This window comes from Marinomonas sp. BSi20584 (genome assembly GCF_002792415.1).
GTDB classification, from domain to species: domain Bacteria; phylum Pseudomonadota; class Gammaproteobacteria; order Pseudomonadales; family Marinomonadaceae; genus Marinomonas; species Marinomonas polaris.
On sequence record NZ_KZ454879.1, the window covers coordinates 150,408 to 172,234 of the forward strand.

At 42.8% G+C, this 21,827-nt stretch carries 19 protein-coding genes; 7 read left to right on the plus strand and 12 right to left on the minus strand.

Annotated elements, in window-relative coordinates; translation table 11 throughout:
• Positions 1–85: 85 nt before the first annotated feature.
• The 4 genes from TY87_RS12175 to TY87_RS12190 form a co-directional block, all read right to left on the minus strand.
• On the minus strand, positions 86–865 hold the full coding sequence (locus TY87_RS12175) for an amino acid ABC transporter ATP-binding protein (protein ID WP_012072056.1): 780 nt from the start codon (positions 863–865) through the stop codon (positions 86–88).
• Positions 866–887: 22 nt separating this feature from the next.
• Complete coding sequence (locus tag TY87_RS12180; RefSeq protein WP_072839384.1) at positions 888–1,988, minus strand: amino acid ABC transporter permease; 1,101 nt, start codon at positions 1,986–1,988, stop codon at positions 888–890.
• 10 nt (positions 1,989–1,998) lie between these two features.
• Positions 1,999–3,174 carry an amino acid ABC transporter permease gene (locus TY87_RS12185; protein ID WP_100187278.1) on the minus strand — a complete coding sequence of 392 codons (1,176 nt, stop codon included), beginning with the start codon at positions 3,172–3,174 and terminating at the stop codon, positions 1,999–2,001.
• A 108-nt stretch (positions 3,175–3,282) separates the two neighbouring features.
• Positions 3,283–4,308, minus strand: a complete 1,026-nt coding sequence (locus TY87_RS12190) for an amino acid ABC transporter substrate-binding protein (protein WP_072839386.1) — start codon at positions 4,306–4,308, stop codon at positions 3,283–3,285.
• Positions 4,309–4,862: 554 nt separating this feature from the next.
• Here TY87_RS12190 and lrp point away from each other — a divergent pair.
• Positions 4,863–5,339 carry a leucine-responsive transcriptional regulator Lrp gene (gene lrp / locus TY87_RS12195; protein WP_012072052.1) on the plus strand — a complete coding sequence of 159 codons (477 nt, stop codon included), beginning with the start codon at positions 4,863–4,865 and terminating at the stop codon, positions 5,337–5,339.
• Positions 5,340–5,384: 45 nt separating this feature from the next.
• On the opposite strand, the gene TY87_RS12200 is transcribed toward lrp, so the two are convergent.
• The 3 genes from TY87_RS12200 to TY87_RS12210 form a co-directional block, all read right to left on the minus strand.
• Positions 5,385–6,074, minus strand: coding sequence for a ComEA family DNA-binding protein (locus TY87_RS12200; protein WP_100187279.1), 690 nt, complete (start codon positions 6,072–6,074; stop codon positions 5,385–5,387).
• Positions 6,075–6,184: 110 nt separating this feature from the next.
• The gene (recG, locus tag TY87_RS12205) at positions 6,185–8,266 is read right to left on the minus strand and encodes an ATP-dependent DNA helicase RecG (RefSeq protein ID WP_100187280.1); all 2,082 of its coding nucleotides are present in this window, start codon (positions 8,264–8,266) and stop codon (positions 6,185–6,187) included.
• Between the two features lie 8 nt (positions 8,267–8,274).
• On the minus strand, positions 8,275–9,180 hold the full coding sequence (locus TY87_RS12210; RefSeq protein ID WP_072839389.1) for a hydrogen peroxide-inducible genes activator: 906 nt from the start codon (positions 9,178–9,180) through the stop codon (positions 8,275–8,277).
• A 115-nt stretch (positions 9,181–9,295) separates the two neighbouring features.
• Here TY87_RS12210 and TY87_RS12215 point away from each other — a divergent pair, with 115 nt between their 5' ends.
• On the plus strand, positions 9,296–10,138 hold the full coding sequence (locus TY87_RS12215) for an NAD-dependent epimerase/dehydratase family protein (RefSeq protein ID WP_100187281.1): 843 nt from the start codon (positions 9,296–9,298) through the stop codon (positions 10,136–10,138).
• Between the two features lie 92 nt (positions 10,139–10,230).
• On the opposite strand, the gene TY87_RS12220 is transcribed toward TY87_RS12215, so the two are convergent.
• The 4 genes from TY87_RS12220 to gmk form a co-directional block, all read right to left on the minus strand.
• Complete coding sequence (locus TY87_RS12220; RefSeq protein ID WP_100187282.1) at positions 10,231–10,617, minus strand: RidA family protein; 387 nt, start codon at positions 10,615–10,617, stop codon at positions 10,231–10,233.
• 54 nt (positions 10,618–10,671) lie between these two features.
• Entirely contained in the window at positions 10,672–12,789 is a 2,118-nt protein-coding gene (locus tag TY87_RS12225; protein ID WP_072839392.1) for a RelA/SpoT family protein, read from the minus strand.
• A gap of 62 nt (positions 12,790–12,851) precedes the next feature.
• Entirely contained in the window at positions 12,852–13,076 is a 225-nt protein-coding gene (gene rpoZ, locus TY87_RS12230; protein ID WP_012072045.1) for a DNA-directed RNA polymerase subunit omega, read from the minus strand.
• 57 nt (positions 13,077–13,133) lie between these two features.
• A complete protein-coding gene (gmk, locus tag TY87_RS12235) occupies positions 13,134–13,757 on the minus strand; it encodes a guanylate kinase (protein ID WP_072839393.1) in 624 nt (207 codons plus the stop codon).
• A 292-nt stretch (positions 13,758–14,049) separates the two neighbouring features.
• On the opposite strand from gmk, the gene TY87_RS12240 reads away from it, so the two are divergent.
• The 4 genes from TY87_RS12240 (at position 14,050) to TY87_RS12255 (ending at position 19,650) form a co-directional block, all read left to right on the plus strand.
• Positions 14,050–16,251 carry a bifunctional diguanylate cyclase/phosphodiesterase gene (locus TY87_RS12240; RefSeq protein ID WP_100187283.1) on the plus strand — a complete coding sequence of 734 codons (2,202 nt, stop codon included), beginning with the start codon at positions 14,050–14,052 and terminating at the stop codon, positions 16,249–16,251.
• 22 nt (positions 16,252–16,273) lie between these two features.
• Positions 16,274–18,172, plus strand: a complete 1,899-nt coding sequence (locus TY87_RS12245) for a sensor histidine kinase (RefSeq protein ID WP_232617124.1) — start codon at positions 16,274–16,276, stop codon at positions 18,170–18,172.
• An 88-nt stretch (positions 18,173–18,260) separates the two neighbouring features.
• Positions 18,261–19,121, plus strand: coding sequence for an AraC family transcriptional regulator (locus TY87_RS12250; protein ID WP_198432083.1), 861 nt, complete (start codon positions 18,261–18,263; stop codon positions 19,119–19,121).
• A gap of 22 nt (positions 19,122–19,143) precedes the next feature.
• Positions 19,144–19,650, plus strand: a complete 507-nt coding sequence (locus TY87_RS12255; RefSeq protein ID WP_100187286.1) for a DUF6622 family protein — start codon at positions 19,144–19,146, stop codon at positions 19,648–19,650.
• 4 nt (positions 19,651–19,654) lie between these two features.
• Here TY87_RS12255 and TY87_RS12260 read toward each other — a convergent pair whose 3' ends face one another.
• On the minus strand, positions 19,655–20,857 hold the full coding sequence (locus TY87_RS12260) for an MFS transporter (protein WP_232617125.1): 1,203 nt from the start codon (positions 20,855–20,857) through the stop codon (positions 19,655–19,657).
• Between the two features lie 97 nt (positions 20,858–20,954).
• On the opposite strand from TY87_RS12260, the gene TY87_RS12265 reads away from it, so the two are divergent.
• The gene (locus TY87_RS12265) at positions 20,955–21,764 is read left to right on the plus strand and encodes an AraC family transcriptional regulator (protein WP_232617126.1); all 810 of its coding nucleotides are present in this window, start codon (positions 20,955–20,957) and stop codon (positions 21,762–21,764) included.
• Positions 21,765–21,827: the final 63 nt, after the last annotated feature.

Sequence of the window (21,827 nt, forward strand, 5' to 3'; positions counted from 1 at the left end):
GCTAAAATGGCTGACATAAAAAAGCCCCGATAAGGGGCTTTGTCAATATAACAGATTTTAAGTACTAGTTCTGAATAGTAAGTGATTAGTGATTCAAAATCTGACTTAAGAACATTTGCGTACGGTCATGTTGAGGATTGTCGAAGAATTCGTGAGGCTCGTTAGCTTCTACGATTTCGCCGGCATCCATGAAAACAACACGGTCAGCAACGGTTTTAGCAAAGCCCATTTCGTGTGTTACACACACCATGGTCATGCCTTCTTCTGCTAACTGAACCATTACGTCCAATACTTCTTTGATCATTTCAGGATCAAGTGCTGATGTTGGCTCATCAAAAAGCATGATACGAGGCTGCATACATAAACCACGCGCAATCGCTACACGTTGTTGCTGACCACCAGATAACTGACCTGGATATTTCAGCGCTTGGTTAGCGATTTTTACTCGCTCCAAGTAATGCATAGCCATTTCTTCTGCTTGTTTCTTAGGCGTTTTACGAACCCAGATTGGCGCCAAAGTCAGGTTTTCTAAAATGGTTAAGTGAGGGAACAAGTTAAAGTGTTGAAACACCATGCCCACGTCTTTACGGATCGCTTCGATGTTCTTTAGGTTGTTGTTCATCTCAACGCCATCAACCAGAATCGTTCCTTTCTGGTGTTCTTCTAGACGATTGATGCAACGCGTCATGGTTGACTTACCAGAACCGGAAGGGCCACACACAACGATGCGCTCGCCTTTCTTGATACTGAAGTTTATATTTTTTAGTACGTGAAAATCACCGTACCACTTGTTTACATCGTTAAATTCGATGATTGCTTCTTCGCCCTGCGCAAGTTGGGCACGAGCCATATTTGTATTTGTCATGATAAAGACCTCAAATTCCTAACTAATTTCGCTTGTGCCCAGTTTCTAACTTACGCTCTAGTGCCATACTATAACGTGACATACCAAAGCAGATAACCCAATAAATCAAGGCTGCGAAGGCATAACCTTCAATGGTAGTTCCTAACCAGTTTGAATCATGGTTAGCGGCCTGAATTCGACCCAAGAAGTCAAACATACCAACGATATACACCAAGGTTGTGTCTTTAAACAAAGCTATAAAGGAGTTCACTATGCCTGGAATAACTAGTTTTAGTGCCTGTGGCAAAATAACCAGAATCATTGACTGCCAGTAGGTTAAACCCATTGCGTCAGCAGCTTCATATTGGCCTTTAGGAATTGCCTGTAGACCACCACGAACCACTTCGGCCATATAGGCTGCAGAGAATAAAGTAATACCAATCAGAACACGTAATAACTTGTTGAAGTTCAAACCTTCCGGCAAGAACAATGGAATCATTACAGATGCCATGAACAAGATAGTGATTAGTGGTACAGCCCGAATGGTTTCGATAAAGACCACACAAACAGACTTCGCAATTGGCATCTCTGAGCGTCTACCAAGAGCCAGCACTATCCCTAATGGGAAAGATGCCACAATACCGATAACACCAAGTAATACAGTAAGGAAAAGGCCACCCCATAAAGAGGTTTCTACTACTTCTAGACCAAATACACCACCAGCAAACAAGAAGTAAGCCACAATGGGGTAAGCAACGATAATAGCGATAGAAAGATACAGTTTGTTAATCGTCTTAATGGCAAAAGCACCAACCATAACCACTAATAGAATCACGGCTAAATTAATACGCCATGTTTCTGCTTCTGGATACAAACCGTACATGAACTGATCAAAATACACACCGATGAAAGCCCAACAAGCACCGCCAGCAGTACAGGCCGCTTTAGATGAACCTTCCCAAGTAGCATTAATTAAAGCCCACTCAACAACGGGTGGAAGTAGTAAATACAATATGTAGATACTAAAGAACGTTAGAAAAATATTAAGCGGGGACGAAAATAAATTCTGACGTACCCATGCCACGGCACCAACCGATGTAACCGGTGGTGGGAGGCTTGGTGATGGTTTAAAGATAATAGCCATGATCTGCCTCCTAGCGCTCAATTAATGACATTTTGTTGTTGTACCAGTTCATGAATACCGAAATCGATAGACTCAATGAACCGTAAACCAACATACAAAGACCAATGGTTTCAATCGCTTGACCTGTTTGGTTCAGCGTTGTACCCATCACGACAGCTACCAATTCAGGGTATGCAATAGCAGCCCCTAAAGAAGAGTTTTTCGCTAAGTTAAGGTATTGGCTTGTTAGTGGCGGAATAATAACGCGCAACGCTTGAGGCAAGACAATTAGACGCTGTGTCATGCTATCACGTAAGCCTAAAGAGCGAGCTGCCTCGGTTTGTCCCCAGTTTACGGACAAAATACCAGCGCGAACGATCTCGGCAATAAAAGCGCCAGTGTAAGTTGATAGGGCAACTAATACCGCAACAAATTCAGGCGGTAGCACCATACCACCAGTCACGTTAAAGCGACTTTTTGTTGGTAAATCAAACTCTATTGGAAACCCTGCCATGGCAAGAAAGATAAAGGTAATACCAAAAATGACACCCAATGAAGCCCAATAAGCAGGAAACCATAATCCTGTTCTAGTTTGGCGTTTTTTGGCCCAAACGATGACGCCGATAGATGCGACAATCGATAGGATGAAACCGACGATTACCAATCCAAAGCCATCTTGGGTTATTGGGTTTGGTGAGTAGATGCCGCGTTTGTTAAGTAAAAAATCGGCAAACTCATAACTTTGAGCAGGTGCTGGTAGCGCAGCAAGTACCGCAAAATACCAAAAGAACATCTGCAACAATAATGGAATGTTACGCAATGTTTCAATATAGACAGTTGCTAAACGTGCCACTAACCAGTTTTTTGATAAACGGGCTAGGCCCATTATTACACCAATAATAGTGGCTAATATTATACCTAATAGAGAGATTACGAAGGTGTTGATTAAAGCAACAACAAACGCTCGTCCGTAAGTATTAGCTTCGGTGTATTCAATAAGGTGAATAAGAATTGGAAAACCAGCAGGCTCATTAAAAAATGAGAAACCAGTGGAAATCCCTCGGTTATCGAGGTTGGCTTGAAGGTTACTAAATAAGTAATAACCCGCAAAGACCACCATCGCTAGCAGCAAAATTTGAAAAATTAAGGCACGATTACCCGCGTCGTTCAAAAAGCTGTTATTGCTCGGAGTTGTTTTATCGCTCATCTTGGTTCAGGCAATGAAATGCTCGTCAGATGTGTAAGAAAGGGGGGAGAAACCCAGCGACTCTCTAGTCGCTGGGTAAATACCCAAGCAGTTTTTTTGCTTTAGGTATTAACGAACTGGTGGCGCGTACATGATGCCGCCAGCTTCAGTCCATAGAGCATTAAGACCACGTGGTAGATCAACAGGAGTAGATGGACCAACGTTACGCTCAAACACTTCACCGTAGTTACCTACGTTAGCGATGATGTTGTAAGCCCAATCAGCAGGAAGCTCTAGTTGAGCACCCATATCACCTTCAACACCTAGTAGACGTTTGATGCCTGGATCATTGGTTTCACTTTTGATCTTAGCAACGTTTTTAGATGAAATATCCATTTCTTCCGCGTTAACTTGAACATACATAGACCAAGTTACGATATCTTTCCATTGGTTGTCGCCATGGCGAACAACTGGACCTAGTGGTTCTTTAGAAATCGTTTCTGGAAGAATAACGTGAGCAGATGGATCAGCTAGTTTAGTACGGTGAGCCGCTAGACCTGATTTATCCGTAGTGTATACGTCACAACGGCCTGAGTCGTAAGCTGCTAACGCTTCGTCTGCTTTTTGTACTACAACTGGAACGTAAGACAGTTTGTTTTTACGGAAGAAATCCGCCATGTTCAATTCTGTCGTTGTGCCTTGCTCAGTACAAACCGTTGCACCATCAAGATCCATCGCAGATTTTACGCCTAGGTCTTTACGAACCATGAAGCCTTGACCGTCGTAAAAGTTAACTGCAGTGAAGTCTAGACCCAAAGACGCGTCACGGGTGTAAGTCCAAGTTGTGTTACGAGCAAGGATATCGATTTCACCAGATTGTAGAGCAGTGAAACGTTCTTTCGCAGAAAGGGGAGTGAATTTAACTTTTTGAGCATCGCCAAAAATAGCGGAAGCAACAGCGCGACAAGCATCAACGTCTATGCCAGTCCAGTTGCCTTTATCATCAGCATTGGAGAAACCTGGAACACCAGTACTGACACCACATTGAACGAAGCCTTTTGCTTTAACATCTTCAAGTGTTGACGCAGCAGCGCCAGCGCTGATAGTTGCGGCGATTGCAGCGGTCGAAAGTAATTTACAAACATTCGATTTCATTATATTGAGCCTCCCAGGCGTTTTTATATATGTTGTTATCTTGCTTGATTCTATATTTCAGATTTTAAAATCCGTGTTTTGAAACTAGCAAAGTTAGTGCCAACATTTAATTATTCTTGTTGTTAGGTATATGTAGACGATTCCTCTAAAAGATCATCACATACCCCTATAGAATTACTCTTTTGAGGAGTAGTCAAGGATAAAATGTCAGGAAAGATGTGTGGAATGCTAGTTTTTTGCGCTTTTTGAGTTTGAAACGAGATACTTTCTAATCAGCTTAGTTGAATATCCTCTTTTATTAAAGCTAGAGAAAACAAGGCTCTGTGAGATAATAGGGTCTATTTTTTTTGCACAAATATAGGGCATAACACAAAGGTGATGGATCTATTTTGTGCTAGATGAATTTTTTGCATCATTTTGGTGCTTTCATGTGCTTTGTTGTGCTTAATTTGAATACCCATACGCAATATATTGAATAAAGCGCTTTCCATAATTTGTAATCTGCATGGTAGACTTAAGCATCAATTGAAGCCATGTAAGGAGATCCACATCAGATGGATAACTCAGCAAAACCGCTTGATCGCTTAGACAAAAAAATTCTTCGAGAACTGCAGATTAATGGCCGTTTATCGAATGTAGAGTTGGCTAGTCGAGTAGGGCTAAGTGCTACTCCTTGTTTGGAGCGAGTGCGCCGCTTGGAACGTAATGGTTACATTACGGGCTATTGTGCTTTGGTTAATCCAAAGAAAGTGGACGCAGGATTGCTTGTTTTTGTCGAGATTCGTCTAAAGACAACGTCTCCAGAAGGTTTTAATGAATTCAAAACAGCGGTTACTGAAATCCCTGAAATTTTGGAGTGTCACTTGATAGCTGGTGATTTTGAGTACCTGCTAAAAGCACGCGTATCCAACATGGACTCTTACCGCCTTTTGCTTGGAGAAACCCTACTGACGCTGCCACATGTTCGAGAATCTCGTACTTATGTAGCTATGGAAGAGGTGAAGAATACTACTGTGGTTAATATCCCTTAAAGAATAAGGTTAGTGAATGGCCTGCTTACGCAGGCTTAATGCTACTTATTTTGTTAATTCAGCAAGTATTTTTTCCATCATAACCGGCCCCATCCCTTTGATATTAAGAACGGCTTTTTCTGATTGAAAAGGACGCTCTGCTATCAACTTTTCTAGTACTTTTTTCGGTACGCCTTTCACCTTTAGAAGCTTGTCCACTTTTGATTTATTAATGGCGAGATAGCCATCGGCGTAACCAGTGGCGTTTTTTTTTACTTCTTTCGGCTTTTTTACGGTGGGGTGCTCTGTTGCTATTTTCGGCGTAGATGCTGCTTTTTCGTTCTCTAGTTCGTCAACTTGCATCGCTGGGACAGAGGGATTGGATGGTGCTTCAACTTGATAAGCCGTGTCGAAATAAGCTGAGTCACACAAGGTGTAATCTACTCCGTTCCATTCGCTAAGTTGCAATGCTAATTGCCAAGAGCCAACCTGTGGTGGTTGAAAAAACAAATCGTAGTAGCAATCGGAAAGAAAATGCTGCCCTTTCATTTCACCAATAATAGTTGACGCGAGGACTATTTTTTCTAAATCCCCAATACCTTGATGAAATGCACACAACTGTAGTTGCAACGTGCCACTTAGATTTCCTTCGTCTCTATCATTAGCAATGCGCTGAATGGAAATGATGACTCTGTCATTTTCGATTCGGTAGCCGCAGCCTTGGATCGTTAGATGTGCTTGATTGGAAGCATTCATGTCAGTTCCTTCTTGCGAATCGATTAAGTAGGGCGTTTTAGCTTATGGAATTTTTGATTAAATTTTGCACATGTGCAAGCAAATACCGTTTATTTAGATGAAAAGAGTATTTAGACGTTTAAATATTGATCGTGATTAGGCAGCCATCGAGATAAAAGAGGCGAGACACGATCAGGATAACGACTGTGCAGCAGCGAAGCGGCTTTTTGAACATCATCCAGCAAGTTTTTATCGCGCTGTAAATCTGCTACTTTGAATTCCCAAAGGCCGGTTTGTCTGGTGCCGAGTAGCTCACCAGGACCCCGTAATTCGAGATCTTTCTCAGCAATTTTAAAACCATCGCTGGTTTCTCGCATGGTAGAAAGTCGTTCTTTGCCTTGTTGTCCTAATGGTGCTTTATAAAGCAGCACACAATGACTGGCGGTTTGGCCTCGCCCGACACGACCACGTAACTGGTGAAGCTGAGCAAGACCAAGACGCTCTGGGTTTTCTATCACCATTAAACTGGAGTTTGGCACATCTACACCGACTTCGATGACGGTTGTGGCCACCAAGAGCTGAATCTCACCGGCTTTAAATCTGGCCATAATGTCGGCTTTTTCTTGAGCTTTAAGTCGACCATGCACTAAACCAATGGATAAATTACCCAATTGCTCTTGTAGTAATATTGCCGTGTCTTCTGCGGCTTGGCACTGTAAAGCCTCAGACTCTTCAATCAAGGTACAGACCCAGTAGGCTTGTTTGCCTTCTTCACAGGCGCTTTTCACTCGATCAATCACTTCTTGTCGGCGCTGATCCGATACCACAATAGTATTAACTGGCGTTCGACCTGGTGGTAGCTCGTCAATGACGGAGCAATCCAAATCTGCATAGGCAGACATGGCTAAGGTTCGGGGAATTGGTGTAGCAGTCATAATGAGCTGATGGGGCTGGAAACCGTGCTTCATGCCTTTTTCACGCAACGCCATACGCTGATGCACACCAAAGCGATGTTGCTCGTCGATAATGGCGAGCGCTAAACGATCAAACTCAACAGTGTCCTGAAATAATGCATGGGTGCCGACGACAATATTCGCGGCGCCAGAAGCTATATCAGCAAGCTCTTTCTCGCGGGTTTTACCTTTAAGTTTGCCGATCATCCATGCGACTTTTAAGCCAAGCGGCTCAAACCATTGGGTGAAGTTAATATAATGCTGCTCGGCGAGGATTTCGGTCGGTGCCATGATGGCAACTTGATAGCCAGCCTGTACGACAGACGCCGCAGATAACGCCGCAACCAAGGTTTTTCCTGATCCTACGTCACCTTGCACTAAACGTAGCATAGGGTGACCTGTGCCGAGATCGTTAAGGATTTCCTGAAACACTCGACTTTGCGCATTGGTTGGTGAAAATGGTAATTGTTGTAAGAGTCGTTGGCTTAATTCGCCGGCGGCTTGAACTTTGATCGCGGCATCCTGCTTGGCCTTCATGCGTTTACCAATTAGCGAAAGCTGATGCGCCATAAGCTCTTCAAAAGATAAACGATATTGCGCCGGGTGAGTACCTGATCTTAGTAATTCGAGATTGGCCTCTCGCGATGGGTGATGCAGAAAATGAATGGCATCGCTCAGCGGTGGCAAACTGAATTGGGTGCGGATTTCATCCGGTAGCCACTCTTGCAGATTGTAGGGTGTTAAACGCTCTAATGCTTGTTCGCACAGTTGTCGAATCTTGGTTTGCGTTAATCCATCAGTCAGCGGATAAATGGGCGTAAGTTGCGCTGTTTCTTCTTGTGTTTCGTCTTCACCAATAACTTTGTATTCTGGGTGATATATTTCAAACCCAGTACTGCCACGACGGATTTCACCAAAACAGCGAACGCGCTTACCTGATTCCAGCTGCTTCTTTTGCGCAGCTGAAAAATGAAAGAAGCGTAAACACAAGGTGCCGGTGTGATCTTTGATACGACACAGTAAACTACGACGTTTGCCCATTTTGATTTCAGCACCCGTGACTTGGCCTTCGATAACGGCTTCGTCACCAAAGCGCAGCATTCCGATTGGAACAACGCGCGTTCTGTCTTGATAGCGAATCGGCAAATGAAACAGCAAATCTTGTACTGTATTTAAATGGAGCTTGGCCAGCTTTTCGGCCATCGCATCACCAACACCTTTTAGCTCACGAATATCCTGAGTGTCTAATCCGTCGATCATACTGTTCTCTATAAATTCAGATGCTTGCAAGCATCACGGATAGATTGGCTCACGGCTTCAATGGCTTTTGGGCGCGGGAAGCTTGCTCGCCATGCTAAAGCCACTGTGCGTTTGGGTGCAGGTTCGGTGAAAGGGCGCACTTCCAACATATCGTGATTAATATTGGTCACGGCGGATTTCGGTAATACTGTCACACCTAAACCAGATGCCACCATATAACGGATGGTTTCTAACGAACTGCCATTGACTATAGTACGACCATCACCAAATTCGCCTTCTGTTACCAGAGGGCAGGCTTCTAATACTTGCTCACTGAAGCAATGGCCTTTGCCAAGTAACAACAGATTATCAGTAGAAAGCTGGTCGGTTTCTATGTGCGTTAGCTTCGTCCATGGATGATTCTTTGGCATAAGAACCACAAATTCTTCTTCGTAAATCGGCTGTGTCACCACATCTGGTTCACGGAACGGAAGCGCTACAATGATGGCGTCTAGCTCGCCGTTACGCAGTTTAGGGCGTAAGTTTTCAGTTAGATCTTCTTCAATGATCAATGGCATGCCAGATGTTGCACTATGCAAGGCAGGAATCATAAAAGGGAACAAATACGGGGCGATGGTATAGATCGCACCGACCTTTAGAGGGCCTTTTAATTGATTTTTACCAGAGGTCGCCAGCTCTTTAATCATGTTGGCTTGATCCAGCACCCGCTTGGCCTGAGTGATGATTTGCTCGCCTAGTGGTGTGATATAAACAGAGCTTTTGCTGCGCTCAAAAATGGCCGTGCCAAGCTCTTCTTCCAGCTTCTTCACAGCAACACTGAGCGTTGGTTGCGATACATAGCAGCGATCTGCTGCTCGGCCAAAATGTTTCTCTTCGGCTAGCATTACAATGTATTTCAATTCCGTTAATGTCATAGCACACCTTTTACTTAGGCTGATTCATTGTTAATAACTATGATAATACATAATTTGATAAAGTATACTCGTTCTTTAGTTACTGAGAATGTCTTAGGTTATTTGGGGAGGATAAATGGCAAAGATTCTAATCGCTGGTTGTGGTGACTTGGGTTCTGGTTTGGCAACCGAGTTAGTCGCGCAAGGCCATATGGTCACAGGTATTCGTCGCACAAAAAATGATTTCCCGAATGGCGTAATGGGCATAACAGGTGATCTTGTTGAAATTAGCGACGACACCTTGCCTGATGCAGATGTGGTGTTTTTAATCATGACGCCGAATGGCCGCAATGAAGAAGCGTATCGCGCGGCATACTTTGATACGGCGCAGGTGTTAATTCGTCGATACAAAGACATAGCTAAGCAGCCAAAAGTATTTTTTGTATCAAGCACCAGTGTTTATGGTCAAAGCCAAGGCGAGTGGATTGATGAAAACACACCAGCACAACCGACCTCAGCCACCGCCAATATTTTACTGGAAACAGAACAATCATTAGCGGCTGCATTTTCCAGTGTGGCAGTGCGTTGCTCGGGTATCTATGGCTCTGGGCGTTATAGATTATTGGAAACGGTTTTAAGTGGCAAAGATTGGGAAGCTAATAGCTGGACTAATCGCATTCATCGAGACGACGTTGTTTCTGCTTTGGTATTACTGGCAAACTGCGCTTTAAGTAAGAAAGCCATACCAGCACATGTGATCGTGACGGATCAAACGCCTGTTTCCATGTGGGAAGTAAAGCTTTGGCTGGCAACTTGCCTTGAAGCCAAAGTCGCTGTGAGTGGCGGTGAAGGCTTTGTTCCCACTTCTGGGAAACGCATTCAAGGACAATACTTGTTGTCACAAGGTTGGCGTTTGCAGTATCCAAGTTATGTGCCGGGTTATCATGAGCTGTTGCGTGAGTTTAAGGCTTTGCGATAAATCAGCTGAGCGATAAACGCTAAATAAAAAATAGACATGAAAAAAGAGGCCGCAGCCTCTTTTTTCATGGGGTATAGATGACAGTGAAGAGATTAGTCTTCTAGTACCATGATACCTTCGATTTCTACTTGAACGCCTTTTGGCAATGCTCGAACGCCCATTGCTGCACGAGCTGGGTAAGGCTGTTTAACGAATTGCATCATCACTTCGTTGACTGTGGCAAAGTTGCCCAAGTCAGTCATGAAGATGTTGAATTTAACGACGTGCTCTAGAGAACCGCCAGCCGCTTCGCAAACTGCTTGTAGGTTTTTGAATACTTGTGTTGTTTGTTCAACGATGTCTTCGCTGATAACTTCCATGGTTTCAGGAACCAAAGGAATTTGACCAGACAAATACACAGTGTTGCCAGCGCGTACTGCTTGTGAGTATGGACCAATCGCTGCTGGTGCGTTTTCAGTGTGAATCACTTGCTTTGACATAATAAGTATCCTTTATCTTGGAAGTAGTAAGTTAAATAGGTAAGTGAAAATTGATTAGCGCCCAACAATGGTTTCGCGTGAGACTTTTTCCACACAACGAACCGCTTTAATGCGGCGCATAACATCAGCCAACCCTATACGACTAGAAATAGTAATGCTTAACCGTAAACGACTGACTCGGCCTCGCTCAATGATATCGAGGTTCGACACTTGGAAATCGGTATCACTGATAGAACTGGCAATTTTCGCCACAGCGCCACGCTCGTTGATGTAGGTGACGATAAGGCTAATATTTAGCTCTTCTTCGATCTCTTTGCCCCATGCCATATGGATAAAGCGTTCAGGGTTTGATAAATGATCTTGAACGTTAGGGCAGTTGAGGTGATGAATGATGATTCCTTTATCAACCTGAACATAACCAACAATTGGGTCGCCAGGAATTGGAGCACAACATTTAGCATAAGAAATAAGCATGCCTTCTGAGCCATTCACCTTAAAGGATTTTGGCGTAACCAAGGTATCTTCATCAATGTTCGGGAAAAGCTCGCGAGCAACCAGATAACCAACATGACGGCCTTTGCCGATGGATTCTAATAAATCATCCATGGATTCGAGCTGGTGGTTTGCTAATACTTGTGCGATTTGCTCTGCAGTCAGCTCTTCGACGTTGGTTTTAAATGCATTTAATGAACGAGTTAACAGACGATGGCCGATAGATATCGCATTTTCGCGTTGTTTGTCTTTTAAATAATGGCGAATGTTGGTACGTGCTTTACCTGTAATCGCAAAACTTAACCAAGCAACATTTGGTTGTGCATTTTTCGCAGTAATGATTTCAACCGTTTGTCCGCTTTCTAGCTGTGTGCTTAGTGGTGCAAGACGACGGTTAATTCGACAAGAGATACAGGTGTTGCCGATTTCTGTGTGAACACCATAAGCAAAATCGACTGGCGTCGCACCAGAAGGCAATTCAATGATTTGGCCATTTGGCGTAAAGACATACACCTCATCAGGGAACAAATCACTTTTCACGTTATCAACAAATTCCACGGGGTTGCGTGCTTTTTGTTGAATTTCTAATAAGCTTTTTACCCATTTTGTCGCGCGGTCATGGTTGCTTGGCATATTAGAAGTGCCGCTGACCTTGTAAGCCCAATGAGCCGCAATGCCATTGTTGGCAACCAAATCCATTTCTTCAGTACGTATTTGAACTTCCATCGGAATACCGTTGGTGCCTAATACCGTTGTATGAAGAGATTGGTAGCCATTGGATTTAGGAACCGCGATGTAATCTTTGAAACGACCTTCGATAGGTTTGAACAGAGCATGAATAACGCCGAGAATTCGATAACAGCTGTCATGGCGATCAGTAACAATACGTACGCCCATTACGTCCATGATTTCATCTAAAGAACGGCGCTTTTTGTCCATCTTTTGATAAATGCTGTAAATGTGTTTTTCTCGAACGCTGATGCTGGCTTCAATGTAATCTGCGGCCAGTTCCGATCGAATCGTATCTTCAAGCTTTTGAGTGTCTTTAATGCGCTGCTGGCCATATTTTTTATGGATGGCTCGTTGCAACATACGCGCGCGCATTGGGTAATAAGCTTGAAAAGCGAGGGATTCTAAATCTACCCGAACCTTGTACATACCTAGACGGTTTGCGATAGGTGCATAAATGTCTAATGTTTCACGGGCAATACGGCGTTTCTTGTGGGCAGGCATGGCATCTAATGTGCGCATGTTATGCAATCTGTCCGCTAACTTAACCAAGATGACACGAATATCATCGGCCATGGCCATGGCCATTTTTTGGAAATTATGGGCTTGTTTTTCTATTTGGCTATTGAATTCAAGGTGCGTTAATTTACTCACACCATCCACAAGTCCCGCAACGCCTTCACCAAATTGTTCGGTAAGCGCTTCACGGCTAATGCCTGTGTCTTCAATAACGTCGTGCAGAAGTGCCGCTGTCAATCCATCACAATCCATTCGAAGTTCCGACAGAATTTCGGCGACAGCGAGAGGATGGGTGACATAGGGCTCGCCACTTTTACGTCGCTGCCCATCGTGGGCTTGCTCGGCGTAATAGTAAGCGCGTTTTACCTTAGCAATTTGCTCATAAGGTAAATACTGACTCAAGGTCAGGGCTAAATCTTCAATGGTATACATCGCTCACCTCACTAAGGCAAAAAGGAAGCGCGACAGCTGTGCTATGAGCGACACCATAAAGATTAAAACTCGTGCAATGGGCGTTTTTGCTGATCAACATTTTTTGCGTTGATCAAATTTTCCGCGATTTCACGTAGTGCAACTACAGTAACTTTGTCGCCTTCTAAAGGCACTTTTGCGTCTTCACCACCAGTAGCAAGTTGACGGGCGCGTTTTGAAGCGACCATAACTAATTCAAAGCGGTTATCAACGTTTTCTAAACAATCTTCTACGGTAACTCGAGCCATTTTGACCTCTGTATTCGGTTATCTATTTTTCCAAGGGTAATTCTACTTAACGGCTTCTCACAATGACAAGAGATCATTTATAAGATTGCCATATTTTTCCTGCATAACAGGTGTTTTGGAGCGCATTGCGGTAAAAACCGACGAGATTTGTGAAAGTGCTTCATCAAAATCGTCATTTACAATAACAAAATCATATTCGTGATAATGCGACATCTCATTAACCGCCTTTGCCATACGACGCTGAATGACTTCATCTGAGTCTGTGGCGCGTTTTCTTAAACGTTCTTCTAGCGCTTGTAATGACGGCGGTAAAATGAATATTCCGATAGCTTCAGGGTAGAGTTGACGTATTTGGCGAGCGCCTTGCCAGTCTATTTCTAAAATCACATCTAAGCCTTGTTCTAGCATACCAAAAATGGACTCTTTTGATGTGCCGTAATAATTATCAAAAACTTGAGCGTGCTCGAAAAAAGCGTCTTCAGCAATCATGTCCAAGAAGGATTCATCATCGATAAAATAGTATTCTCGGCCATGTTCTTCGCCAGTTCGTGGCGTACGTGTGGTATGAGAAATAGAAATCCGCACGTTATTGTCTTGGCTTAGAAGTGCCTTATATAAGGTTGATTTACCAGCACCAGAAGGGGCTGATAAGATGAATAAATTGCCTTTATGTTTGTCCATGGGGTTCTTTTAATCCGCCTTTTTTGACTTTGTTGCGTTTTACTATATCACAAACAAAATGCCTGTTAATTAGTTGGATATTATTGTCGATATTAGTGTTTTTTGACAGGTATGTTATTGAATGTTCAAGCCGAGTTTTGAATTTAACTGACAATATTCTATTGATTTGATGAATAGTAATAATTCGTTACAAAGTTTTTCTTTGTTCTAGATGCATTTTTTTTAAACAAGACTAAGCTTTAATTATAAGCATTCAACAGATAAATGATGGAAGACAAGGAAGGGAAATGCAATGGATTTACCCTACGAAAAGAAATCACTGAAAGCAATCTCCAAAAAAAGAAACTACTGCAAAGTCTTATCCGTTGAAGATGACCCTGATTACCAAGAAGCGCTAATGAACGGCCTTAGTGCGCTCAATTATGATGGTAAACAGGTGGAGTTTCTGACTGCATCATCCGCTAGTGAAGCGGCGACAGTTATCGCCGCCAATCCTGATATATCGGTTATTTTTCTTGATGTTGTCATGGAAACCGATGTTGCAGGGTTGCGCTTAATTCGTACTATTCGTGACGTTATTGGTAATGATTTGGTGCGTATTGTCTTGTTAACTGGTCAACCGGGTATGGCACCAGTGGATGACCTTATTGGCCAATACGATATCGACGACTATTGGTGTAAATCTGATCTTACTCAGGCACACCTACAAACCATAGTTCTAAGTAACTTGCGTACTTGGGAGCATCTTTCTGATATGAAAGAAGCCCGTCATGGTATGCAACTGTTGTTGGCTTCAAGTCAACGAATCGCCTCAAAGAGCGACATTACTGACTATACACACTCTATTTTAGAAGAAATTGGGTTGCTGCTAAAAATGAGCAGTGGCGGAATTGTGTGCTTTTTTCACCCAGAAGAAGAACATCTAGAAAAAGCTTTAATTGTGGCAGCTTGTGGCGAGTTCTCGTCTCATATCCATCAATATTTTTTATCGGCAATTCAAGACGGTATTTTAAGAGAAGCTGTAGAGTTGGCTAATACGCAGAAAAGTCATGTGTTCCAGGATGGCTTTTCGGTGTTGTATTTTTCGAATAAAGAGTTGGAAGATCGAGAATACATGGTAGTGGTAAAGCTTGATCGAAACCTTGCCGCCAATGAAATTAATTTACTCCAGGTATTTTGTGAAAATATTAGTGCCGGTTTCCGCAATGTCGCCTTACATAATAAGCTAACCGAACTGGCTTATGTTGAGCCTACTTTAGGGATACATAATAAAAACTGGCTGGTTCGTGAAATACGCAATATGTTTTCGTGGGAGCGTGAAAAAGCTACCTTGTTGATGCTTTACGTGGAAGATTTGGCTTATACCGAGTCTGTTTTAGGTTCTAAGTATTGCGATCAACTAACGCTTTCTCTGTACGATTATTTGAACCACTTTTTTGACAAAACGGTCGATATAGCCTTGCTTGAGAGAGATACTCTGGTGTTGATTGTATATGACGATCAGGATTACAACGAAGCATCACTCGAGAACATTATTCACACCAGCATTGAAGTGGAAAACTCCTTACATTCTCTTGATTTGACTGTAAGTTTGGTGAAATTTTCAGACTTTCCTAATTATGAACCAGAGCAATTAGTCAGTGTCGGAAAAAGTACTTTAGAAAGAGCAAAATACGAAAGTGTTTCATACTTGGCTTTTTCTGAAACCCTTGCGTCGGAGATGTTTGGGCGTTATGAGTTATTAAAAGATCTACGAGAGGCCATTTCGGATAATCAGATTCACGCTTATTTCCAGCCTAAATTTAGCTTAAAAGATAACACGCTGATTGGATTTGAAGCCTTGGCGCGATGGGTGCATAAAAATGGGCAGTTTATTCCGCCAGATCAATTTATTGCGCTAGCTGAGAGCAGTGGTCTGATTGATAAATTGGATCAGCAGATGTTGCGGCAGTCTTGTAAAGCGATTAATACACTTAAAAATTTAGGTATTAACGTGCCTATTTCTGTGAACGTTGCAGGCAATGAAATCATTCGCCCTAACTACTTCGAAAACTTTAAACGACTGCTCGCAGAAGAAGGAGTTTCGAATGAAATGATTGAGTTAGAAATTACTGAGTCCCAAATCATTGAGGAAAAAACTAATATTAACAAGCATTTATCGAACCTCAAAACATTAGGTATACGAGTCAATATTGATGATTTTGGGACGGGCTATTCTTCCTTAGCGTATTTATCTACTTTATCGGTTTCAACCATTAAAATTGATCACAGCTTTGTGTGGCGCATGGAAGAATCCGAGAAAGATTGGGAAATATTGAAGATGATCATCGAACTAGGAAATTTCTTGGGGTTAAGTGTTATTGCTGAAGGTATTGAGACTGAGCAACAAAAAACGCATTTGCTGGCTTTGGGCTGTGAGGATGGTCAAGGTTATTTATTCGCCAAACCTATGTCATTAGACGATACGATCAGCTGGGTTAAAGCAGGTTTGTAATAATATGGCTGTTGGTAAACGGATGTCACAAAAATCATTATTTTGCATTTATTTGTCGGGTATTTTGATTTTTATAGCTTTGCTTAGTTGGGGCAGTTATCGATTCTTTTTAGACAATAAAATTAGTCAGTTAGCATGGAATGAATCAGAAGTATTGTCTCGTAGCGCCAGCGTTTTTAGTCGTGAAATGGGACATATTAAGCGAGTAACTTTGCTGCTACGCAACAGCATTAACGCTCGCCTATCTTCCCAAAATACCGCTTTTCAACACTCTGCTTCGCCTCAGAACGGAAAAAACATTCCCGCTGATTGGGAAGCTCAGGTGGTGGATGAATTCAATCAATTTGCTCGAACATCTAGCCTTATTTCCCAAGTTCGCTGGATTATGCCAGATGGCCAAGAGCACATTCGAATCAATTCTCAGGCTGGTGTCATTACTCGTGTACCAGAGGAACAACTGCAAAACAAATCGGATAGGCCTTATGTACAAAATGCACCTACTAACAGCGATGATATATATATCTCCTCTTTAGATTTGAACATAGAAAATAAAGAAATTGTCCGTCCTTTTCAGCCAACAGTGCGTGGTGTCGTCAGAGTTGATGGTGAGATGCCTGGGTTTTTGGTGGTGAATTACGATTTGAGCAAGTTGTTTGAACTAGTACGTACTTTTAGTAGTGACGGCGTATATTTAGAAATATTAGATACTAATGGGAGTTGGTTGTTGGCTGCGGATAGAAGTCTTGAATGGGGCGGGATTCTACATTCTGATGACTTGAATTTTAATATCAAAACGCATTTCCCTGCTATTTGGCGACAAATGGATGCTGCGGATGGATTAGAACGAGTCTTTGATGGTAGTCGTTTATGGAGCCTCTTGAAGCTGTATATAGATGAAGAAACGGATATCCAGAATTCACAAACACCATCTCTGTATTTTGTTGCGCGCTCAAATTCTGATGCTTTTATGGCATGGCGGACCAATTTGATCTTGTCCATTGCTAGTATCGCTGTTATTAGTTTTTTTGTGATTGCGTGGCTAGTTTGGCGGCAAATTACAGCTCAATTTGAGACCTATCGATTACTGCAACTGGTTCAGCAAGAAAAAGCACAAGCAGAGCAGGTTAACCGTAAACTGAATCTAACGAATAAGCGATTAGTGGATCTTCAGGATGAGTTAGTAGAAACCAGTAAATTATCTTCACTAGGACTTATGGTGGCTGGTTTAGCTCATGAAATGCATACGCCGCTTGGTGGCGTCAGAATGGCTTTATCTTCATGTAAGGTTTTGTTAGATAAAGAAGCCAAGCAACAGCCTTCCGAAGGGCTTGAAAAAATGCAGAACTCCTTGTTAATAGCGGAAAAAAATTTGGTTCGTGCTTTAGATGTAGTTTCTAGTTTTAAGCGTATTGTGTCTGATAGGACCGCTCAGGAGGTTCAGGCCTTTTTCTTTCATAATGTCGTCAATGACATCTTATTTACCTATAAACCTATATTAAAAAAACGTCCTAGTATTTGTATTGACGTTGAATGCCCAGAAGACATTGATATGCTGGGCTACCCTGGAGCCATGTCTCAGATCATTCAGAACCTTATCGATAATGCACTAGATCATGCTTTCCAGCGATTGGATAAAGGCGTTATTACCCTTACGGCTAAAAAAGAACAAGAGAACCTCATACTTGTTATTAGTGACAATGGCAGAGGTCTCTCTCCAGAAATTAAAGCGCATATTTTTGAACCCTTTTTTACTACAGGTAGAACTAAGCAACATACGGGATTAGGGTTACACCTAGTTAGTCAGTGGATTAATAAATTAATGAATGGACGGATAGATGTTGTGTCCGAGCTAGGCGTTGGAACGACATTTACCCTAACGATTCCCCTAAAACAACATGAAGATGATGAGTCAGCGAGCTGACGAATTTTAGCAACTTCTGTCATGCATCGTTTGTTGTAAACAGGTTATTCTGTCGATACTTAATGAATTGACGGAACGAGCAAAGAGCGTGGCATCGATAAAGTACTACGAAAAACGCATGCTAGCAGTATGTGATTACATTTATAAGCATTTGGATGAAGACTTAACAGTCGAAGCTTTATGTGATGTTGCCTGTTTTTCTAAATACCATTTTCATCGGCAGTTCACACATTTCATGGGTGTTGGCGTATTTAAATTTGTGCAGATCTTACGCTTGAAACGGGCTTCTTATGAATTGGTGTTTACTAAAGAAAAACGCATCATTGATATTGCAATGAGCGCGAAATTCGATCACCCAGAATCTTTCTCAAGGGCTTTCAAAAAAGCCTATTTGCAATCCCCAAGCGAGTTTCGTCGTCATCCAGATTTAGAAAAATTAGGTCTGCACTTTCATAAACTTGAGAGGCAATTAGAACCCTATATGACGGTAGACATCGTTCACTTCGATACGACAAAGATAGCCCTGCTAAAGCATCGAGGTTCGCCTAGTCGGATTATGGAATCGGTCTCAAGATTTAGAGAGTGGCGCAAATCATCGGGCTTATCACCCATAACGAAAAGTCGAACCTTCAATATTATCTATGAAGACCCAGCTGTGGTGGTCGCAGAAGACTTTCGTTGTGACCTAGCAGCGGAAGTGATGAAGGAAGTGGATGACAATGAGTACGGCGTCATTAACAGTACCTTAGCTGGTGGTCGCTACGCCGTAGTTCGCCACTTTGGTCCTTATGACAGTATCAGTCGCTGTTTGTACTTCCTTTATGGGGAATGGTTACCAGAGAGTGGAGAAGAGCCGAGGGATGCGCCATGTTTTTTTCAATATCACAACCATTTCCCAGAAGTGGCTGAGTATAAATTGATTACCGATGTTTATTTACCTCTTAAATAAGGTTTTTCTATAGGAGTCTAAGATGTTAGCTATTTTTACTCATACTCCAGTGTGGGTTTGGTTGTTGTTAATCTTGCTTATATATTTGGGTGTGACACAAAGCCGAGACCGTCAAGTATCGAAAAACAAAGCCTTTATTCTGCCTATCGTGATGATCGTATTTTCATTGCATGGAGTGATATCAAGCTTTGGTGGCGCTTTTGATTCGTTACTGTTTTGGAGTGTCAGCTTTATTGCGACGTTATTGATTGGCGTATTAATTTTTCCATCGCAACAGACACGTTTTGATGAGTCGATACAATGTTATTTTATAAACGGTAGCTGGCGACCACTGTTTCTTATTTTGGGAATTTTTACTATTAAATACACCGTTGGCGTGATGGAAGGAATGCAAAGCTCTTTTCTTACTATGTCATCCGTTGTTGATGGATTGTCATTACTTTATGGCTTATTCAGCGGAGTGTTTGCTGCTCGTAGTGTTAGGCTATGGCGCTTGAGCCGTCCGACTCAAGCTTACTCTTCACCTTGAGCAGTTACCGGTCTGGCTTTGGGCTCGCCATCCAGCCCAATCCCATCCAAATTAAGCCAATGCTTAACATGACGTAGAGCGATGCCGTCCATGATTGCTGCCAATCGTAAAGGGCACCAATCAACACAGGGCCAATAGCAGCAAGGGTATAACCGATTAACTGAGCCATACCAGATAGTGCCGCTGCTTGCTTTGGACTGTGGGTTCGTAAGCTGACGAAAGACAAGCCTAAAATAAACCCCATACTCGTACCAAATCCAAAAGACACCGACCAAACCCCAGACCAGCTTGGAATGAACAAAAAGCCAGCTAAACTCAAGGAAGTTAGTCCGGTAGCAAACAAACATAATCGTCTGTGGCTTCCTAAACGGTTGATAAATGGCGCTAAAATCAATGAAGGCATCGCACCAGCTAATTGCAAATATCCTTGGTATAAACCAGCTGTTGAATCGGTATAGCCATTGCTCATTAAAATGGCCGGCACCCAAGCAACCACAATGTAATTAATCAACGAGTTGACTGCTAGAAATCCTGCTACTTGCCATGCAGTGATGGAACGCCAAACGGATGTAGATATCTCGACATTGCCGGTTTGCGGCGGTTGATGCTGAGTTATTTTGCAGCTAAACCAGACTACTAAAGGCAACAAAATCAACACACTTTGGCAAGCCAGAGCAAACGACCAACCACTCATCGGCAAGTTAAAAGAGGGCTGTTCCGCATACAGGCTCAATGGCACCGCAAGGCTCGACATTAAAAAGCCGCCGATGCTCATCATTAGTACATAAATCGCCGTTAGCTGAACAACGTAATTAGGAAACTCGCGTTTCAGCAAACTCGGTAATAATACATTACCGATGGCAATTCCAGCGCCAATAAATACTGCACCGATATACAAGGTACTGATCGAACCAAAAGTACGGATGATCATCCCAATGGCGATCAAGCCTACGCCCGAAGCCAAAATACGCTCAATGCGAAAATGACGAGTCAGCCAAGACGCCACAGGCGCAAAAAAACCAAATGCTAACAAGGGCAAGCTGGTGAGCAAACCGGATTGTGAGCTGCTTAAATTCAGATCGGTACTGATTCGATCCAATAAAGGCGGCAAGCCCGTGACTGGACCGCGTAAGCTCAATGCCACCAAAAAAATAAACAGAAGTAAAAATGCTGCGTCGTGTTGCGCTAGTTTATGTAATCGTTTCATGGTGTCCATTCAGAAAAAGAGTAATGTCGGGAGAGATTGTCGATTCGCTATTATATGAGTTACTCTGCTTGCTGAATTTAGAGACTTGGACAATAAATTGCGAAATACAGACAAAACCATTTTTGAATCCCTGACCGACCTTTGCTTTGCTGATCACTATCCGCATCGAGTTTTGGTATTGCGTTCCCAATCGGTACCGCACAGTGAAGAAACGCCTTGGCATCATCATCAAAAAGGCCAGCTTGTCTTGCCTTTAACTGGCGTAGTGACCAGTTTTATCGATGACAAAATGTGGCTCGTGCCGCCGCGTTGCGCGGTTTGGATTCCCAGCAATGTCATGCATCGTAACCAGATCTCGCCTCATGCCGATGTCTGTATGCTCTTTGTCGACAGCACCGATTTAGCTTTGCCAGAGATCGCTTGTACCTTGACGATCACACCCTTTGTACGCGAGCTAATACTCCACCTGCATACGCAACAAGATTACGAAAAAACCGATCAGGCAACCGATCGACTGGTCGATGTCTTGCTCGATCAGCTTATCCAACTAGAGCGTGAAGAATTCGATTTCCCCATTCCTGATGAACCAACACTCAATCGCCTTGCTCTTGAGCTCATTTCCAGACCCAACGAAAAACGTACATTAGGCCAATGGGCCAGCGACTTCGCCATGAGCGAACGCACCTTAGCGCGTATGATCAAACGCCATGTGCAGCTCACCTTCGGCCAATGGCGCAGCCAACTTCACATCGTCCTCGCCCTGCAAAAGCTCGCCATCAACCTGCCGATCCAAACCATCTCAGAAGAACTCGGCTACGACTCTGTCAGCGCCTTCATCACCTTCTTTAAAAAAGCACTGGGCAAATCTCCAAGACAATATCGAATAGAGAGATGGGGGAGGGAGTGATGTTTATAAAAGAGATATAATAATATCCAAAAATTTCTATTTTAGTCTAAATTGGATACTATG

Coding starts and splice junctions, on each gene's coding strand:
- TY87_RS12260 (WP_232617125.1), bottom strand. CDS start 20,857: ATGAAACGATTACATAAACTAGCGCAACACGACGCAGCATTTTTACTT.
- rpoZ (WP_012072045.1), bottom strand. CDS start 13,076: ATGGCTCGAGTTACCGTAGAAGATTGTTTAGAAAACGTTGATAACCGC.
- TY87_RS12180 (WP_072839384.1), bottom strand. CDS start 1,988: ATGGCTATTATCTTTAAACCATCACCAAGCCTCCCACCACCGGTTACA.
- TY87_RS12245 (WP_232617124.1), top strand. CDS start 16,274: ATGTCACAAAAATCATTATTTTGCATTTATTTGTCGGGTATTTTGATT.
- TY87_RS12175 (WP_012072056.1), bottom strand. CDS start 865: ATGACAAATACAAATATGGCTCGTGCCCAACTTGCGCAGGGCGAAGAA.
- TY87_RS12225 (WP_072839392.1), bottom strand. CDS start 12,789: ATGTATACCATTGAAGATTTAGCCCTGACCTTGAGTCAGTATTTACCT.
- gmk (WP_072839393.1), bottom strand. CDS start 13,757: ATGGACAAACATAAAGGCAATTTATTCATCTTATCAGCCCCTTCTGGT.
- TY87_RS12215 (WP_100187281.1), top strand. CDS start 9,296: ATGGCAAAGATTCTAATCGCTGGTTGTGGTGACTTGGGTTCTGGTTTG.
- TY87_RS12255 (WP_100187286.1), top strand. CDS start 19,144: ATGTTAGCTATTTTTACTCATACTCCAGTGTGGGTTTGGTTGTTGTTA.
- recG (WP_100187280.1), bottom strand. CDS start 8,266: ATGATCGACGGATTAGACACTCAGGATATTCGTGAGCTAAAAGGTGTT.
- lrp (WP_012072052.1), top strand. CDS start 4,863: ATGGATAACTCAGCAAAACCGCTTGATCGCTTAGACAAAAAAATTCTT.
- TY87_RS12210 (WP_072839389.1), bottom strand. CDS start 9,180: ATGACATTAACGGAATTGAAATACATTGTAATGCTAGCCGAAGAGAAA.
- TY87_RS12200 (WP_100187279.1), bottom strand. CDS start 6,074: ATGAATGCTTCCAATCAAGCACATCTAACGATCCAAGGCTGCGGCTAC.
- TY87_RS12220 (WP_100187282.1), bottom strand. CDS start 10,617: ATGTCAAAGCAAGTGATTCACACTGAAAACGCACCAGCAGCGATTGGT.
- TY87_RS12185 (WP_100187278.1), bottom strand. CDS start 3,174: ATGAGCGATAAAACAACTCCGAGCAATAACAGCTTTTTGAACGACGCG.
- TY87_RS12190 (WP_072839386.1), bottom strand. CDS start 4,308: ATGAAATCGAATGTTTGTAAATTACTTTCGACCGCTGCAATCGCCGCA.
- TY87_RS12240 (WP_100187283.1), top strand. CDS start 14,050: ATGGATTTACCCTACGAAAAGAAATCACTGAAAGCAATCTCCAAAAAA.